This is a genomic window from Promicromonospora thailandica (assembly GCF_024171955.1).
Lineage (GTDB): Bacteria > Actinomycetota > Actinomycetes > Actinomycetales > Cellulomonadaceae > Promicromonospora > Promicromonospora thailandica.
On sequence record NZ_JAMTCS010000001.1, the window covers coordinates 628,621 to 645,679 of the forward strand.

The following is a 17,059-nucleotide window of genomic DNA, read 5'->3' on the forward strand; positions in this document are numbered from 1 at the left end:
CGATGGCAGGGTCGACGCCCGGCGATGCCAGCCGGGCGCGCGGTTGGACGACGAACTCTGGCGCACGTCGCGTCACAGCCTTCACGCGTGCGTCCAGGCGAAGGCGCTCGGTCTCGTCGTGCGGAACGGCGTGGTGCTGATCGACGAGGCGACGCCGCTCGCGGTGCCGAGCCGCGTGGGGTCCCCGCCGGTGCAGGAAGAGAGCCGACAGCCACGAGCACCCTGGTACGTGGAGCACGGGATGCTCGGTGAGCTGACGGTGGCGGGCCTCTTGAGATGGACCTCTGAGGAGGCGGCCCTGGCAGCTCGTGCCGCTGTCGCAGGGTTCGACGGCGAGTTCGCCGATCTGGCCGTCGCGGACCTTGTCGAGGCCAAGATCGCGGCCCTGCTCGCGAGCAACGAACCGGCGGTCTGGGATCGCCGGCTGGAGCGCGGCGAGATGCATGTCACCGGCGAGCACCTGGTGTGGATCAGGCCGGAGCTGGTCGAGCCACGTCCGGCGGAAGAGGTGGACGTCACGGCTCTGCGCAGGTACGACGTGCGATTCGCGACCACGACGTCCGCCTTGGAGTCCAGCCGAACGGTGTCGTCCGGGCTCGATGCGCTCTTCTTCACGGCGTTCAACCTCGCGTCGGGGGCCGCGTCCGCCCAGGGTGTCGGGGTGCCGCTGCTCGCTGCCGATGGGTCTGCCTCGAGCTCGCGGACGGCCACGACCACCGTGATCACCGGGAGGAAGCTCTTCGTCGAGAGGTCCTCGCGGTTCCTCAGCGGTGTGCGATTCCGGGTGTTCGTCGACGGCATCGAGCTCAGCGGCACGCCAGGGGCGGTTGCTCGCGGCGTGGCAGTGGACCTGCCGGCGATCTTCTCCTCGGCCGCCGAACCGCGGGCGGTGCTGACGTCGCCGACACAGGTCGTGACGGGCCAAGACACCTTTGCCCGGCCGCTCTCCGGCGACGAGGTGCTCCATGCCGTCGACCTGACACCGGTCGTGGCCCAGGAACAGGCACGCCTGCGACGCGCTGGGTTGGGCCCCGAGCTGACTCGATCGATCGTGGCCCAGGTCCAGGACGTGCTCAACGAGCGCAACGCGCGTAACAACAGCAGGTGGTGGCTGACGACCGGCAGCGTCTCACGTGGGATTACTGCGGGCGCGGACACACCTCTTCTGCGGCGCCTCACCTCCCGGTTCAGCGGCCATTTCCGGGTCGTCGCGACGCTGGAGAGCATCCAGCGCCTGGGCACGACCGATGCGGTGCCGATGCGCACCGACCTCGGCGGAGCGCGCGCCGTGGCGCTCGGCGAGGGAGGGTCGAGCGCGGCGGCGATGACAGTGGCGCTGAACACCACGGGACTGACCGGCTCTCTCCCGGATCCCAGCACCGTTGCGATACGCACGAGCGGGGTCGCGCCTCTGCTCGGGGTGACGGTGAGCCGGAGCCGGGAGTGGAGCCACCGCTTGACGTCGCAGCCCGCGACCCACTCAGTGCTCAACGCGACCGCACCGCAGGCACGCTACCGGTCCGTGCTCGCCATCAAGGTGATCTGGGAGTCCAGCAGCATCGCGGCGCTGACGCGCAGGCCGTCGGTGACCACCCGGACCAACGGCGACATCGGCGTCCCTGAGCTCGGTACGCACGGTGCTGCCGCCTTCGAGGAGCGCCTGCTCGGTCCGCGTGCCGGCAAGGACACGCCGCCCACCGGCGCTGCCGTCGTCGTGCCGACGGAGGCAGCGGGCTCGGCCGGCCCGCACCTGCAGGTGCTGCCGCAGGAGACCGAGACGCTGCGCCACACCGTCTCGGTCCGGCCCGCCACACTGCATCCGGACTACCGCCCTCGACGTGGTCGGCGCGAACCGCTGGCGCTCGCCAGCCGGATGGGTCTGGGCTTCGCCGTGGGCAGCTCTCTTCCCGGCTCCGAGCTGGTGGCAGAGCACTTCCGCACCCGGCTGGAGCAGCTGGTCACCGAGCGCGGCATCCGCGGGGTCGACTGGGCTGCCGTGCACCGGGACCTCCTCGTGAACTTCGGTACGCCACGGCTCGAGGGCGACATGAACGGCGTGCTGGCCGGGATCAAGCACACCCTCCGGGTCGGTGACCGTCAGGTGAGTCTGTTCGTGCGCCTGCATCTGACGGACACGGTCGACGTGACCGACTACCCCGGCGTGATCAACACGCGTGCCGCGGTCGGCGAGTCCGTGGTGGGCGGAGTCTCGAAGCAGTGGACGGCGCAGGGCACGGTGGGTGGCGCGCTGCGCGTGACCGTCCCGTGGGTGCGGGTCCAGGCGGGAGCCGTTCGGATGATCGGCCGGTTCTTCCGCGGTCACGGCGACCACTTCGGCGTGGGCACCGAGACGTACCGCCGTGTGGAGAGCATCGGCCGGGAGGACGAGCACACCATCGACGCCGTCTACGAGTCGTCCGTGCACGTGGTCGATGACCGGAGGCTCCGTCCCGAGCGATGGTGGACGCTCGACCCGACCAATGTCGTCGCCAAGATCGTGGTGCCGGGACAGCACGTCCCCGCAGAACCGGTGCGCGCGGACGTGGCACTCCGTACTGGTCTACTGACCCAAGCCACCAGGGCATGGCCAGAGGGCCACCGGCTCGACCTGACGGCCGGCACCGCGGGTCTCTTTCCCGTGTTCCTGACGCTCCCGGTGCTGGCGCGGACCACGGCCGGCCTGTACGCCAGGTTGCACGGTCTCCCTCCGGCCTGGGCGCAGAGCGAGGTCTGCTGGCCCACCGAGATCCTCGACCTCGCGGACCCTACCTGGCACGCGGCGCGGCTGGGCATGCTCGCCGGCGAGCGGGGCTTCACCGCGGAGCTGCCGGACCGCGACGGGTGGCGGACGACGGTCACGGTCAGGTTGCGCGCGTACGCCCCACGGGAACTCGCGACCACCGGCGAGACGGAGATCGAGCAGTACTCGAAGACGACCCAACACCATGCCCGCGAGCGAGAGCACGGTCACGCGGTCGGCGTGCAGGTAGCCCTGGGCCCGCAGGTTCGACTCGGTTCCGACGCGCCTCAGGACATCGAGTCGGTCGGCGACGACGACTTCGGACGCGACACAGTCACCTCGCGCCAGGGACCTGGCGGCAGGGCGGCCCTGCTCGCGCACGGCGGGGCGGAGCAGTCCTGGACGCGTACCGCGAACCAGAAGACAGGATTTCTCGACATCACCCGTGCCACGTACTCGGGCCCCAAGACGGCCCTGCGGGTCGACCCCGTTTACCAGGTGACCGTCACCCGGGCCCGGGGTGAGCGGCCCGACGTGGAGCACGCCCGCCGGTACCTGAGATTCGACGGCGCACTCGACCTGCTCGCACCCCCGCGCCGAGCCGAGGACCTCCTTCCTCCGACCCGGCGGGCCGGTGCCCCGGCCTCGCGCGACATGCCGCGGACCTATATCGGCCCCGGGCTCCCACGGGCCTCGGCACACGCCGAGCAGCTCATGGCCGACGGTGTGCTGGACGCCGTGGAACGCCACCTGATCCGGCACGGCGCACTGCGGTCACGCCCGGACGAGCGCGCCGGCGTCGCCGATCCCTTGCGCCGTTCCCTGGAGGCCGTGTTCCGCTCCGACGCGTTGCTCGCTCAGATGCCGGCTCTGCTCAGCTCGGGCGTCTGGGTGTGGCTCCCGGTCAAGGGGTTCGCCGGGGCGGCGTACTACCTGTGGGTTCGGGTCACGGTGGCGCGGATGGACCCGGCACACGGCCAGCGGCCCCGTCCGGAGGTCAAGCTCACCCTGCGCGGCGAGCGGCTCCACGAGACCGAGGACGGAAGGTCGAGCAGGGTCACCGTGCTCGGCGGCGCCGCCGTTGTCGCGCGTGGCGGCACACGATCGGCGGAGTCCCACGAGCACGGGCACGGTGGCGCGGAGCTGCGAGCGGGCAGGCTCTTCAGCCGGGAGAGCGCCGTCAGCAACTCGACCAAGACCGTCGACATCTATCGGCTTGGCACCAAGGACGAGCACGGGTCGCACGAGTTCGAGCACAACGTGAGCTTCCGGGTGGAGACCGCCATGTCGTACGACCCGCCCGAGATCGTCAGGGTAGTGGCGGACGCCATCGGCACGGTCACCCGTGGCGCGCGACAGCTGACGCACCGGATCGCCGACGTCGCGACACGACCGACGGGACTCCTGGGCGATCCCGCCGCTGCCGTGCTCGCCGGCTCGTCCGCACGGCCGACGCTGCGGTCAGAGCGCACCTGGTGGCTCTGGCGGGAGGTCGAGCACGTCGAGGGCCGGACCAGGTTGCTCGTCCCCCACCACATGACGGCAGCGGACGCGGTGCCTGAGCAGGGGGCCGCGTCCGTCGCACCGTTCCGACGCACCTTCGGACAGGACCCGCGCTGGGAGCCGGTCGACCTGCGGCCGCACGGCCTGCCGCCGGCATTCCTGGAGAACTTCCACCCCGGAGACGTCAACGCCGAAGCCATCAACCGCTGGACGTGGCTGGCGGCCGTGCGTACGGTACGGCCGCCAGACCTCACCGATCACGCGGTCGACGAACGTGCGGGAATCGATGTCCCCGCACGCGCCGGGCTCAGCCACGCGCACGACATGGCCTACCTGCACGACACCAGTCACGGCGCGGTGCGGCCACGCATCGTCGAGCTCCTGAGCCGGGAGTACGAGGTGCATGTCGGCACCGAGGTCGTCAAGGTCGGCTTCGAGCTGCGGGCGGCGCGAGAGTTCCGTCCGGAACAGGAGATCCGGAACAAGACGCGCCGGTACCAGCAGGTCGACACCGCGACGGAGTCCGCGCGGAGCACATCCTCCGGCTGGTTCGTCAGCCTGGGACCGGAAGGCGGAGGAGGAGGCGCGGACCAGGCGTTCATCGGACGGCTACCTTACGAGCGAAAGGTGGCCACCGGTGAGAAACGGACCGCCGGTGACTCAGCAACGCACGAGACCAACCAGGAGGGCACCCGCCAGCTGCGGTACTTCGCCTTCGACGTCACGCTGGTCGCACAAGTCGCGACGTCACCTCGACGCGCCCTTCGGGTCGACGTCACCGATGGACTGGTCGGCGCCCTGCCGGTGGAGAACGGTCGGCTCGTCGGAGACCTGGAGGACTCCCTCGGATGGCTGCTGCGGCCCCAGGACGAGGTCCGGGCTACCGTCGACGCAGGCGCTCGACCGATCATCTGGCAAGCCAGCAGCCACAGCGACGGGCAGGCATGCGTCTCGGTGGCCACGGTCACGCTCGTTCCGCCGACACGCTCCGGCTACTGCTCGTCCGCAGATCGTTCGATGTCGCCCTCGGCCCGCCAGATCCAGTTCCACCGGTGGTAGAGCACCTGGAGGCCCGCGCGAAGCTGGTTGTCGAGGGACGGGTTGGACCGGCCGGGCTCCGGCAGGGCCGCCTCGCCGATTGCCCACGTGGCGCCCGCCTCGCGTGCAGCCCGCAGCCGAGCGGCGATGAGCGCGGACTGCGCACCCCGGCCGCGATGCGCCTGCAGTGTGGCACCCGAGTTGAGCGAGGCGACCGTGCCGTACACGTACAGGCTCGCCCCGGCGACCATGTGGTTTCCGTCCCAGGCGGCGAAAGGCGTGGCGGCGGGGTTGTGGAAGCTCTGGGCGAGCATCGCCACAAGGTGCTCGTTGTCCATCCCGAACTGACCGGTGACCAAAGCGGCCCACTCCACCGCCTCGCCTTCGGTAACGGGCCCGACCCGCAGATCGGTGAGGGCTGTGGTCCGGGTCTCCTCAATCGGCGCGCCCAGCTTCGCCCACGAGCTGCCCTCCTCGAGGCCGTGGGCGGCCGAGATGTCGTCCCAGTCGGCGGGCAGTACCGACGGCGCGATCTGGAGCACCGCCATGGGCGCTCCCCGGTCCCGGTAGAAGGCCAGCACCCGGTCGATCAGGTCGTACGTCACCGGCTCGGCTAGCCGCGAGTTCGATCAGTGGTGGATGGCGAGTGACGCCGACCGACAGGCACACGGGCACGAACATCTCCGCCATGCCGTTGTCGGAGACATGAGCTTCGCGTTCGAGACGTTCGCAGCGGCGGACGATCCGGAGCAGGTGCTCGGCGTCCACACCCCCGAGGCCGGCTCTGCGTCGGAGCGCGCGGTCGTCGAGCTGGCGGCACTGGCGGTGCCCTCTGTCGTGAGAGGAGCACGCACGCAGAGCCTCCGCATCGCGTGACCGGAACGGTGCAGCCTCACCGGGCTCCCGTGGTCCCGACGGCAGGCTGGGGGGTCGCCGGGCGGCGACGCGCTCCAGCGGCAGCTGGTCACGAGGTCCGGTGGCCAGGAGCAGCGTCCTGCGGCGGGGGTCAGCACGGCACCGGGTGCCCGGCGAAGAGCTCCAGGTACCGGGAGTGGACCTTTTCGGTGTGGTCTCCCAGCGCCGCCGGGGTGAGGATGTCGTGCCCGAGCTTCGCCGCCGCGGGGATCAGGTAGCTGCTGAACGCGGCACCGGCCGCCGCCGCGATCGCGGCGGGCACCGCGAGAGCCGTCTCCGGATGCACGGCGTCGTCCGCCTCCGAGAGCGCGGCGGCCACCCGGGTCAGCCGGGTGCCCTCCGGCACCCTGCGGATCGCAGCCGCGATGCTCAGGTACTGCGCCAGCGCCGTGTACGAGTAGCCCCGGTCCGTGACCCGGTCGGGCAGCAGACCAGGTCGGTACAAGATCCGCAGCGCCGCCGCGACCGGACGCGCGGCCTTGCGGGGGTGGGGGTCGTAGAAGGGAGCGATGACCAGCAGGCGCCGGACCTGGAGCGTGGGCCTCGTCGCCAGCCAGCTCGCCAGCACCGCGCCGGCAGATATCCCGACGACACCGACCTCCGTTCCCAGGCTCGAGGCAACGGCCCACGCCGCCAGGGCGTGGCCGCGCAGGCCGGCAGCGGTGACCCCGGCGTGCGCGTCCTGCTGGACCAACCCGTGCAGGGGCGCCCTCGGCGCGAGGACGTTGTATCCCTGCGCGTAGAAGCGTTCGCCCAGCGCCGCGAACTGCGCCGGCGTGTGCGTGTAACCGTGGAACATGAGAACGGCTTTCGGTCGTCGCGTCCCGTGCGACCACACCTGAGTGCCCGCACCGGGCAGAACAGCGGGATTCGCGGCATCGCTGTCGACCATCGACCTGGCGCGGGCGTCTGCCCCGGCATAGTCCAGAGGGTTCAACGTCGCTCGTCCGCGGTCGCGCGGTGGGTGTCGAACCGGCACCCGACGGGCGGTCCCTCCGGTGGGCGTCGGCCGCCGTCATCCACAGGGCGCCTGCCGCCGGCACGGTCGGCCATCACTGACGCAAGGACTGTGTACTGGACGAGGTGCTGCATCTGTTGCTCCTGGACTGATGGACGGACGGCCCGGATTCCGGGCCACCTCCAGGAAAACCTCGACCGGTCGACGAAATGTCGACGTCGTGTCGATGTCCGATCAGTCACGCATCCGCCCGTGTTCGCGCCCGGACCAGCAGCGGCTACTGCTCGTCCGGCGATCGCGGCGCGGGGTCCAGCGTGCTCCACGTCCCCGCCGCGATCTGCGCGGCACGTTCAACGTCCCCCTCGGCGCACGCCTGGATGAGGTCGTCGTGCCTGTTCGCCGATGCCACCCCGGCCACGGACGAGAACCGCAGCATCTCCGCCCGGCGCAGCACCGGAGAGAACTGATCGAGCACCGCGGCCAGCGCACCGTTGGCCGCTGCGGCGATGGGCACGGCATGGAGCTCGTCGTCCACCCGCAGTGCCGTCTCGATGTCACCACGAGCGATCGCCTCCCGGAACCGGAGGTTCGCCTGGCGCATCCTCTCGATCTCGGCCTCGCTGAGATTGCCGACGGCGCGGCGGACCGCGAGCTGGTGCATCGCGGCCACGACATCACGGGCCTCGCGGACCGCCCGCTCGCTGAGGGAGGTGACGGTCGTCGAGCGTCCGGGCTGCGCGGCGACCAGGCCGGCCTCGGCCAGGCGCAGGAGCGCCTCACGCACGGGCGTGCGGCTGACGCCCAGCCACGTGGCGAGGTCGCCGTCGCGCAGCTGCTCGCCAGGTGCCAGCGTTCCGTCCACGATGGCGTCACGCAGCCGATGGTAGACATCGTCCCGGAGCAGCCGACGGTCGATCGCAGGATCATTCTGTGGAATGGGCACGCAATATATTGCACCCCCCGATGAGGTGAAAGCAAACGGCAGAGCGCATACGTTGCGATATATTGCATGAGATACACTCGATAGCGTGCATGGGACGCGAGGGTTCGCAGAGGCCCTCGCTGAGCCAGCGGCCCGACGAGAAAGAGTGGACATGAGCGTCAGGACAGTCCGAGGGCCGGCCCGTGCGGCGACGGACGACGAGACTCGCCCGGCCGCTGCCGAGCGCATCCTGGACGCGGCCGACACTCTCTTCGACGCCCACGGGATTCGCGCGGTCAGCGCCGACAAGATCATCGACACGGCCAGGACAGCGAAAGCCACCTTCTACCGGCACTTCCGCACCAAGGACGAGCTCGTCGTCGCCTACCTGGAACGACGAGCGGCCCAGGAGCTCTCGGTGCTGGACGGCATCCGCGGCTCGGCGAGAGACGGCTCCGAGGAGCTGCGGCTCCTCGCCGACGGGATCGAGTCCGAGATCGGTCGCCCGGAGTTCCGAGGCTGCCCGTTCCTCAACGCGGCGGCCGAGTACCCGGACCCGGAAAGCCCCGTCCGGGCAGCGGTGGCGCGTCAACGGACGCGGTACCGAACGGTGTTCGCCCAGATGCTCGGACGGCTCGGTGTGGCAGACCTCGCGGTGGCCACCGAAGCTGTGATGATGCTGCGCGACGGCGCCATGACGGCCGGCCGTCTCGACGGGGGACGAGATCGACGGACGCTTGCCGTGGCGCTGTTCGCCGTGGTGGACGCCCATCGGACCGAGACGCAGGAGAACCGGTCTGCCTAGGCGTTTCGGCGATGCGCCGCTGGGCACACCGCCGAAACGCTCACGCCGGCACCCTGCTCAGGGCTCCGCGTGCAGCCCTCGGTAGTTCGCGTGGAAGAGCCGCTTGCCGACCGCACGCAGCGCGAGGTCCCGGGTGGTCGGAGACATACCTCGCGTTCGGTCTCGTTTGTTGCTCTCGCGCTGCACGTGCTCCACCCGCGGCCGACGCCGCCGCTCGTACGCCTGCACGGCACGTTGGATCGTGGGAGTCGTGCGGAGCACGTCGGAGAGCACCAGGGCGTCCTCGACGGCCATCGCGGCGCCCTGGGCCATGTTCGGCGTCGTGGCATGCGCCGCGTCACCGATCAGCAGGACATTTCCCCTCGACCATGCCGAGAGCACCACCTGTTCGATCGGTCCGCTGTGCACGACGGCCCCTGACGTCAGCTCAGGGACGGGCGCCGCGAAGCGCTCGCTGAGCCCTTCCGGACCGGTGCCCGCGTCCTTGACTCCCACATCGACGTAACAGTACGCCTGGTCCGCGCTGATCGGGACCATCAAGAACGACGCACCCCGGCCCAGGCGCGCCGACCACGCGGCGTCCATGGCGCCACGAGCCGCGAGCAGCCGCCAGACGTGCAGGCCCGTCTGCTCGAGCCCGGCGTCGGCGAACGCGAGCCGACGCACCGTCGAGTGGACGCCGTCCGCCCCGATCACCAGCTCGTAGTGCCCGGAGGCGCCGTCGTCGAACGTGACATCGACGCCCGCACCGTCCGGGACGATCGACGTCGGGCTCACGCCCCATCGGATCGGCACGTCGTCGACCCCGTCGAGCATCACACCGCGTAGCGCCGCTCTGGAGGTGGCGACCGTCGGGGCGATGCCTCGCCACAGGTCAGCCATCCTCACCTCGTAGAGGAGACGCCCGCTGGAGTCTGCGACCCGCTGGCTGTCGATCTGGATCGACACGTCGACCACCGGCTGACCGAGCCCGAGCGCGCGCAGCCCACGTACCGCGTTTGCGGGGAGGAAGATCCCTGCACCACCGGGATCGGGCGCCGGGGTTCGTTCGACCACCTCGAGCTCAGCACCCCATCCGCGCAGCGCGCGCGCCGCGGCGAGTCCGGCGATACCAGCCCCCACGATCAGGACCCTGCGCACCGCACCGCTCTGCGTCGACGCTCCCGAGGACTCGGACGACGGGTTCGACATTCTTGTTTCCCTTTCGAAAGTGCACATCTGTCTTGCTGGGTCCTGCGCCCGGGCCCGCCGGTCGGCAGCGCCCGCGCCGTCGGTCGCTCATAGCCCGACCTCGGCACCCGGTGGCGGTCAGCGCAGGCTCCACTTCTGGTTGTCGGCTCCCGAACAGGACCAGAGCTGAAGCTTGGCGCCGTTGTCACCCACCCGGCCGTCCGTCACGTCCACGCACCTGTCGGCGCTGATGTTCACCAGGTCGTGCGAGGCGTTCAGCGTGAACCGCTGACCGGCACCCCCGGTGCAGGCGCGAACCTGGATCGGCGCGCCGTCTCCCGTTCCAACAGCGGTCATGCAGTTGCCTTCGGAGCGGACGGTGCCGTCCGAGTAGAACGTCCAGGTCCGCCACGGTGTGACGGGTTCGCAGTCCCAGAGCTCGATCTGGACGCCCGTGCGTCCCTCGTCGGTGACGTCGATGCACTTGCCGGCCCCGTGGTTGACGACGGCGCTCCTGGCGAGGACCTTCGGTTGCGGCGCCGTCCGCGACGCGGGTTCGTCGGCACCTTCGGACGTCCCAGAGCCTGAGTCGCCGGCATCCGGGGGCGTGTCCTCCTGGGCCGCCCGGGTGTCGGAGGTCGGCGTTCCGGTGGGCTTGGAGCTGTCCTCGGCGCTCCCACCAGACGAACCTGCGACCGGAGCAGACCCGCCCCTGACGGGGCCGATCGCCGCGGGCTCAGCCGCCGGTTCGGCGCCCCGGGGCTCCGCGCCGCCAGTCCTCGTGGGTCCCGAGTCTGTGTCCGACCGGTCGGCGTCCGTCCGGTCGCTGGCCCTGGCCTCGGCCGAGGGCGAGGCCTCCGCCTCGCTCCGGTGGGCTGGGGCCGCCGAGCCGGTGTGACCGGTCAACGCGCCGACACCGACCGCGAGGCCGCCCGCCAGCGCCACGACGAGGAGCGCGGGCAGCACTCGGCCGAGGAGGGTCGCGGGGCGCTCCCCCGGCCGTCTGACGACCGACGTCAGGGCGCGGGCCAGGCTCGCGTACTTCCTGCCGCCACGGGGCTCCTGCGGTGTCTGATCCACTGTCATTCCCTCTCGATCTGGTTGCTCTCGGCGCGGCCGCCGGACGCATGCTGGGTCGGGGCACGACGGCTCACGGCGGGCCCGTCGGGACGTCCTGCGGGAGCACGAGGGTCAGGTCCTGCGAACCCGGCTCCTTGAGTCCCGCCACACGTTGTGCCTGGTTCTCCGTCATCCGCTGGAAGACCTGCCGCGCCGTACGGCCGTTGCCGAACCGCTCACCCCGGGGGATGCCGGCGAAATAGTCGCCCAGCTGCTCGACCGCGCTGTCGGCGAGCTGGTAGTCGTAGAGCTCCGCGAGACGGCACACGATGCCGACGAGTTCGTCGGAGGAGTAGTCCGCGAAGGTCAGCGTCCGGGTGAAGCGGGAGGCGAGCCCCGGGTTGGAGTCGATCAGCCGTTCCATGTCCCGCGGGTAGCCCGCCGCGATGACGACGACGTCGTCCCGGTGGTCCTCCATGAGCTTCACCAGGGTCGACACCGCCTCCTGGCCGAAGTCGGCGCCTTGTCCGTGGGGGACGAGGGCATACGCCTCGTCGATGAACAGCACGCCCCCGATGGCCTGCCGGAAAACCGCCTGGGTCTTGGGCGCGGTGTGTCCCACGTACTCACCGACCAGGTCGCCCCGGGACGCCTCGACCAGATGACCGCGCGTCAGCAGGCCCAGCGCCGCGAGGATACGGCCGTAGAGGCGAGCCACCGTGGTCTTGCCCGTGCCGGCGTTCCCGGCGAACACGAGGTGCCGGGACAGGGGTGGCGCCGAGAGTCCTGCCTCCTGCCGGCGCTTGACCATCCGCATGAGGTTGGCGAGCGCGTTCACCTCGTCCTTCACCCGCTCCAGGCCCACCAGCAGTGCGAGCTCCCCGAGCAGGTCGTCCAGGCTCTCCTCCCGAGGATCGGTCTCGTCCGCGCCGGCGGTGCCGGCTCGGACCTCCGTGACGGCTCCCGGTGTCCTCTGTGAGTCCGCTCTCGCGCTGTGGGCCGGCAACGAGCTGGTAGCGACCGCCCGGGTACTGCACCCCTCGAAGACCGGCGCCGCGCCGTCGGTCAGCGTCAGGTCAGCCGTCGTGTCGTGCACCAGGCAGTCCCGGAACAGCGGTGTGGCCGCCGCGCCCACGTAGATGGCGGGGAACTCGGTCTCCGACACGGTGGACGTCTCGATCAGGCCGGCGGCGCCGTCCGCCACGTACACCCCGTTCTTGCGGGTGCGCGCGATGGTGACCGACCGGACCCGCGGCCCGGCGGAGGCCCACACGACCAGGCCGCTGCCCCCGGTGTCGGTGATCGTCACGTCCTCCAGCGACGCATTGCTGCCCTCGTCGACGAAGATCCCCGCTGAGCCGGTCTCCATGACCTGCCCGCCCCGGACGAGCGCGTCGGTGCGAGGACCGATCTCGATGCCGGTGCCGGCGATGCCGGACACCTCGCAGCCGTCGAGCAGGGGACGGTGCCGGGTGCTCAGGCACACGCCGGCGCCGGAGTCGCTCACCCGGCAGTCACGCAGCAGGAGGTCCCCGTCCTCGACGGACACACCCACGCTCCGGGCGCCCTCCACCCGCACCCGCTCCCCGACGAGGTCCGCGCGCTCCACCACACGGACGCCGTGCTCCGGCGTGGTGCTCACCAGGCAGTCGCTCAGCGTGGCCCGCGAGCCGCCACTGAGATGGACGGCCGTGAACGCGGTGTGCGAGACCTCCCCGCCCGTCAGGACCACCGTTCCCTCGCCGGACACGTGGATGCCGTTCGCCCTCGAGCGGGTCAGGACCGTGTCCCGCACCCGCGCGGTCGCGGCCCCCGTCACGACGAGGGCGGTGCCTTCCGAGTCGGCGACCCGCACCGTCTCCAGGGTGACCTGGGCGCTGCCGGCGGCGTGGATGCCGCTGCTGCGGGTGTCGCGCACCTGCGTGGTCGCCAGACATATCCGGACGTCACCGGCCACGAGCACGCCTTCCGCACCCGTGCGGACGATCTCGCAGCTCTCCACCCTCGTCCGCTGCTCGTCCTCCCCAGAGGCGGCGACGTCCAGGTCTGCGCCGACGACCGCGGGAACGGCGCCCGGAGCAGCGGTGCCGACGGCGAGGACTCCCTGCGCACCCGCATCGTGGATGCGGCAGTCTCGCAGCACGGGATGCCCGAGGGTCTCCAGCTGCACGGCAGGCCCACCGGTACGCTGGAACTCGCACGACTCGAACACCCCGCTGGCCGCGCCGCCCACGTGAAGTCCCCGGCCGCGGACGTTGTCCACCCTGGTTCCGGAGCACTGCGCCCGGGCGTCGTCGTCGAGGCGGATACCGTCACCGTCGATCCCGCGGAGGGTGCAGTCCACGAGCACGGTTCGGCTCGTCCCGGTCAGGTGGGCTCCGGCCCCCTCGCTGTCCGAGACGTCGCAGCGACGCAACGTCACGTTCGCGTCACCGGTCACCTCGAGGCGTCCGCCGGTGACGCGGCACCCCTCCAGGACCGGTGCCCCGCCACGAAGCAGGACCGCCACGTCGTTCGCGGCCGGGCCTTCGAACTCCAGGTCACGGACGGTCGCGCCCGACCCGGTCACGGTCAGCGCCGGCCGGTCCACCGAGACGACGTGCACGGTTCCGGCCCCTTTCGCCGCGAGGATGGTGACGGGACGGTCGACGACGAGGGGCTCGTGGTAGACACCCGGCTGGACGGAGATGGTGGCGCCGTCACCGGCCGCGAGCACGGCCGCGCCGATGGTGCGGTGGGCGCCCCAGCCGCCCGCGGGCGTGACCCTCTGCCACCCCGCGCGCCCCCCGCTCGTCTCGGCGGCGGGGCGCGCTCGGTCAGAGCTGGCCACCGACCTGGGCCAACGCCTCGAAGACGCCGAAGACGCCGACGGCGAGCGCGATGCTCAGGACGGACAGCGTGGAAGCGACGGAGCCGATCCATGCGGGACGGGCGCCGCCGTCGTCGGCGGGCTCGACGAGCTTGACCAGGCCCACCACCATCGCCGTCAGGCAGAGACCGCAGACCACCAGCATCTGCAGCGGTCCCGGCAGCCAGGGAAGGAAGGTGGCGGGTGCCTGCAGGCCCAGAGCGACAAGGCCTGCCACCCCCGCGGTGAGCACAGGAACGACCGCGGCCGGAACGGTGCTCTGCCCCGCCTGGGCGATCAGCGCCAGGCCGACGCAGAGAACGAGGAACACCGCGTAAAGGTTCGTCGATCTGCTCAGCACGACGAGACCGCTGACCAGGACGACCGCGGCCGTCACGCTCCAGGCGACCAGAACGCGGCGGCTCCGGTCCAGCACGGCCGCCGCCTCGGCTGAGGCGTCGGTCACCGGTGCGGCGGCGCCCTGGCCCGGGGGCAGCGACGCGAGCCGACCCGCCAGTCCCGGACCCAGCGCCAACAGCACGAGCGCGACCACGGTGACCACGGCAACCCGTTCGGTGGCGTCCGCCCGGACGAGGGCCAGCAGCACCGCGACCGGTACCGACACGACCGCGAGCAGCGCGACGGTCAGGGTCCAGACGTCGATCACCGCAAGCAGTACCGCGAGGGCCCCGATCGCGGCGCCGCCTGCTGCTGCCACCACGGCGGCGTTCTCACTCACGCGTGAGACGGGAAGCGCATAGCCGGCCAACGCGAGTGCCGGGACCGCCACGAGTGCCAGTCCGACCCGCAGCGGCGCCGGCACGGGCCAGTCCTTGCGCGTGGCCAGACCTGCCACGAGGACGAGCGCGGACCCGTAGGCCGCGGCGACCAGCCCGGCGAGAGGGCTGTCGGGGGTCGTGACCACGAAGGTTGCCACAGCGGCCAGGAACCCCAGGGTCGCGAGGACCACGGCGGTCAGTGCGCGGTGCCACCCGCTCCACCGTTCCCACCGCCCGCCCTCGTCGACCACCGCGTCTTCCAGGTCGGTGACCAGCGGGCCGTCCGTCTCCCCCGCGACAAGGTCCCTCAGGTACAGGGTCGCGCCGTCGACCACCTGCGCCTCAAGGAGGGACATGCTCGGCGGAAGCGGCGGCTCCCCGGCCCGGGCGAGCGACCAGGCGGGCGGCAGGGTGTCGTCGCCCACCTGACCACAGCGGTGGATGAGGTCGGGGAGGTACTCACCGATCGGTGCCCGGGCGGGCACGGCCAGGTTCACGCGTCGCCGCATGCCGACCACCGTGATCCGGCAGCGGTTGTCGTCCACCTTCAGTTCCTCGTCTCGTGTCAAGTGGTAGCAGGCGGCCTTTGATCAGCGCTGGTCAGTGCTGCCAGGACCTCGTGTTGGCCCACTCGGCTTCCGAGTAGTTGCCCCAGTTGACGTTCATCGCCTGAGCGATCTGCCCGAGTACGCCCTCGGGCCCGAACAGCCCGTCGGCCGCGACGTTCCACTGCTGCTGAAGGGCCTGGTAGTACTCGGCCGCCTGGCTCTCCGTCCAGGACTCCTGGAGCGGCGCGAGCTGTCCGCGCAGCCGCGCCAGCTCCTCGGAGCAGATGTCGGCGCGCTGGTTGAGCCAGCTGCCAGCGGCCGCGAGGTCGCCGCCGACGCGGATGGTGGTGCCGTCGATGTCAGACATGGGTGTCCCTTGGTCGTCCGCTACACAGAGGTACGCGGGGGGCGCGTGGAATGTGGGGCCGCAGGGGCGGCTCAGGCGAGGTTCGCCCCGGGGGCGATCGTCCGGTCGCCGGCAGGCAGAGTGGCGTCGAGCGCCCTCAGGTTGTCGATGTTCCGCTGCTCGGTCTCGGTGTAGTTCACGTAGGTGCCGCGCAGACCTGATGCCATGCCGGTCAGGCTGTCGTGCAGCATCCGGGCATAGATGTCGTACTCGGACATCAGTGTCGTGAAGGTGCTGTGGGCCATACCCTGCCAGGACGTTCCCAGACTTTCGACGTAAACCCTGATCTGCCCGAGGATGGCGTCGATCTCCTGTGCCGTGCTCTCCGTGCTCGTCGCGGCATTGAGCACGTATTCCGGCGTGACCCGATAGGTCACGTCACCAATGGTCGTCACGGTCTTTTCCCCTTCGTCCGCCATCTGGTGTGCGCGCGACCGGCGCCTTTGAAGGCAGCGTGCCAGGTCGCACCCGAACAGTAGGCAGACGGGCATGACGGACATCGGACAACGGGGTAAGGGCTTCCCTTTGAGCGCACACATCCGCCCGTCCGGGCAACGTTCGCGGGCCCGTCGACGAGGTGCTAGTAGGCCCCGATCCTGGCGCCGTAGGCCACGGCCTCGATCCGGTTACGCAGACCGAGCCGCCTGACCACGCCCTGGATCACTCCCTTGACGGTGCTCTCGGAGTACTGCAGCCGGGCAGCTATCTCGCGGACGTCGGACCCCTCGGCGAGCATGCGGAGCACTTCGATCTCGCGCGGCTCGAGGCCGGCCTTCCTCGCGATGACATCCGAGTCCCGCCGCTGCTCACGGATCTCGTCGGTCAGGGCTCTCGTCAGCGCCCCGGGCAGCCGCGACCCACCCCGGTCCGCCTCCATCAGGGCTTCCGTGATCTCATTCAGTCCTACCGAGGTGTAGCTGAGAAAGCTCACCACGCCGTGCCCGACGACCTCGAGCAGGGACTGGTTGCTGATGCACGGAGCGACCAGCACCTTGGGGATCTCGCAGACGCCGGGTACGCCCGAGGACCTGCGGAGCAGGTCCGCCGGCTCGTCCTCCGTCCGGGCGGTCACGTACAGCAGGACGCCGGCGTCCCGGGCCATCTCGGGAGGCAGCAGGGTGATGTCCGGGTGGTCTCGCAGCCAGGCGTTCGCCCAGTCCGCGGAGATACGGTCGGCGGCGAACACGGACACGGCGGTGCGCGGCCCGGTGTCCGCGCGATCGGTGTCCTCCTCAGCGCTCGCCAGCTCATGCTGGTCCGACGGTGCACGCCGTGACCCCGGTACGGGAGGGCGAGCCGCAGCGGGGGGAAGAACCACGAACGTCGGAAACGTCATGGATCAAGGGTAGGACGGACAACGACGGCAAC

The 17,059-nt window shown here is 71.0% G+C and carries 13 protein-coding genes; 3 read left to right on the plus strand and 10 right to left on the minus strand.

What is annotated here, in order from left to right; translation table 11 throughout:
* Nucleotides 1-43: 43 nt before the first annotated feature.
* Nucleotides 44-5,302 carry a hypothetical protein gene (locus APR03_RS03000; RefSeq protein WP_253832583.1) on the plus strand — a complete coding sequence of 1,753 codons (5,259 nt, stop codon included), beginning with the start codon at nt 44-46 and terminating at the stop codon, nt 5,300-5,302.
* Here APR03_RS03000 and APR03_RS03005 read toward each other — a convergent pair.
* Nucleotides 5,236-5,886, minus strand: a complete 651-nt coding sequence (locus APR03_RS03005; RefSeq protein WP_253832585.1) for a GNAT family N-acetyltransferase — start codon at nt 5,884-5,886, stop codon at nt 5,236-5,238. The two genes, APR03_RS03000 and APR03_RS03005, sit on opposite strands and share 67 nt — an antisense overlap.
* Between APR03_RS03005 and APR03_RS03010 the strand changes: the two genes are divergently transcribed.
* Nucleotides 5,870-6,157 (plus strand): MmyB family transcriptional regulator, encoded by a 288-nt coding sequence (locus tag APR03_RS03010; protein WP_308216428.1) that lies wholly within the window; start codon nt 5,870-5,872, stop codon nt 6,155-6,157. The genes APR03_RS03005 and APR03_RS03010 overlap by 17 nt on opposite strands.
* Nucleotides 6,158-6,287: 130 nt before the next feature.
* On the opposite strand, the gene APR03_RS03015 is transcribed toward APR03_RS03010, so the two are convergent.
* The gene (locus APR03_RS03015; protein WP_253832589.1) at nt 6,288-6,995 is read right to left on the minus strand and encodes an alpha/beta hydrolase; all 708 of its coding nucleotides are present in this window, start codon (nt 6,993-6,995) and stop codon (nt 6,288-6,290) included.
* 436 nt (nt 6,996-7,431) lie between these two features.
* Nucleotides 7,432-8,097, minus strand: coding sequence for a GntR family transcriptional regulator (locus tag APR03_RS03020; protein ID WP_308216423.1), 666 nt, complete (start codon nt 8,095-8,097; stop codon nt 7,432-7,434).
* 151 nt (nt 8,098-8,248) lie between these two features.
* Here APR03_RS03020 and APR03_RS03025 point away from each other — a divergent pair, with 151 nt between their 5' ends.
* Nucleotides 8,249-8,881 (plus strand): TetR/AcrR family transcriptional regulator, encoded by a 633-nt coding sequence (locus APR03_RS03025; RefSeq protein WP_253832594.1) that lies wholly within the window; start codon nt 8,249-8,251, stop codon nt 8,879-8,881.
* Nucleotides 8,882-8,938: 57 nt separating this feature from the next.
* Here the strand turns inward: APR03_RS03025 and APR03_RS03030 are convergent, their stop codons facing one another.
* The 7 genes from APR03_RS03030 to APR03_RS03060 form a co-directional block, all read right to left on the minus strand.
* Complete coding sequence (locus tag APR03_RS03030) at nt 8,939-10,099, minus strand: FAD-dependent monooxygenase (RefSeq protein WP_308216424.1); 1,161 nt, start codon at nt 10,097-10,099, stop codon at nt 8,939-8,941.
* 90 nt (nt 10,100-10,189) lie between these two features.
* On the minus strand, nt 10,190-11,131 hold the full coding sequence (locus APR03_RS03035; protein WP_253832598.1) for a ricin-type beta-trefoil lectin domain protein: 942 nt from the start codon (nt 11,129-11,131) through the stop codon (nt 10,190-10,192).
* Between the two features lie 70 nt (nt 11,132-11,201).
* Nucleotides 11,202-13,940 (minus strand): right-handed parallel beta-helix repeat-containing protein, encoded by a 2,739-nt coding sequence (locus tag APR03_RS03040; protein WP_253832600.1) that lies wholly within the window; start codon nt 13,938-13,940, stop codon nt 11,202-11,204.
* The gene (eccD, locus tag APR03_RS03045; RefSeq protein ID WP_253832602.1) at nt 13,927-15,282 is read right to left on the minus strand and encodes a type VII secretion integral membrane protein EccD; all 1,356 of its coding nucleotides are present in this window, start codon (nt 15,280-15,282) and stop codon (nt 13,927-13,929) included. Before eccD ends, APR03_RS03040 begins: the two co-directional genes overlap by 14 nt.
* 55 nt (nt 15,283-15,337) lie before the next feature.
* Entirely contained in the window at nt 15,338-15,652 is a 315-nt protein-coding gene (locus tag APR03_RS03050; RefSeq protein ID WP_253832604.1) for a WXG100 family type VII secretion target, read from the minus strand.
* A 71-nt stretch (nt 15,653-15,723) separates the two neighbouring features.
* On the minus strand, nt 15,724-16,086 hold the full coding sequence (locus APR03_RS03055) for a WXG100 family type VII secretion target (protein WP_253832606.1): 363 nt from the start codon (nt 16,084-16,086) through the stop codon (nt 15,724-15,726).
* A gap of 185 nt (nt 16,087-16,271) precedes the next feature.
* Complete coding sequence (locus APR03_RS03060) at nt 16,272-17,027, minus strand: helix-turn-helix transcriptional regulator (protein ID WP_253832608.1); 756 nt, start codon at nt 17,025-17,027, stop codon at nt 16,272-16,274.
* Nucleotides 17,028-17,059: the final 32 nt, after the last annotated feature.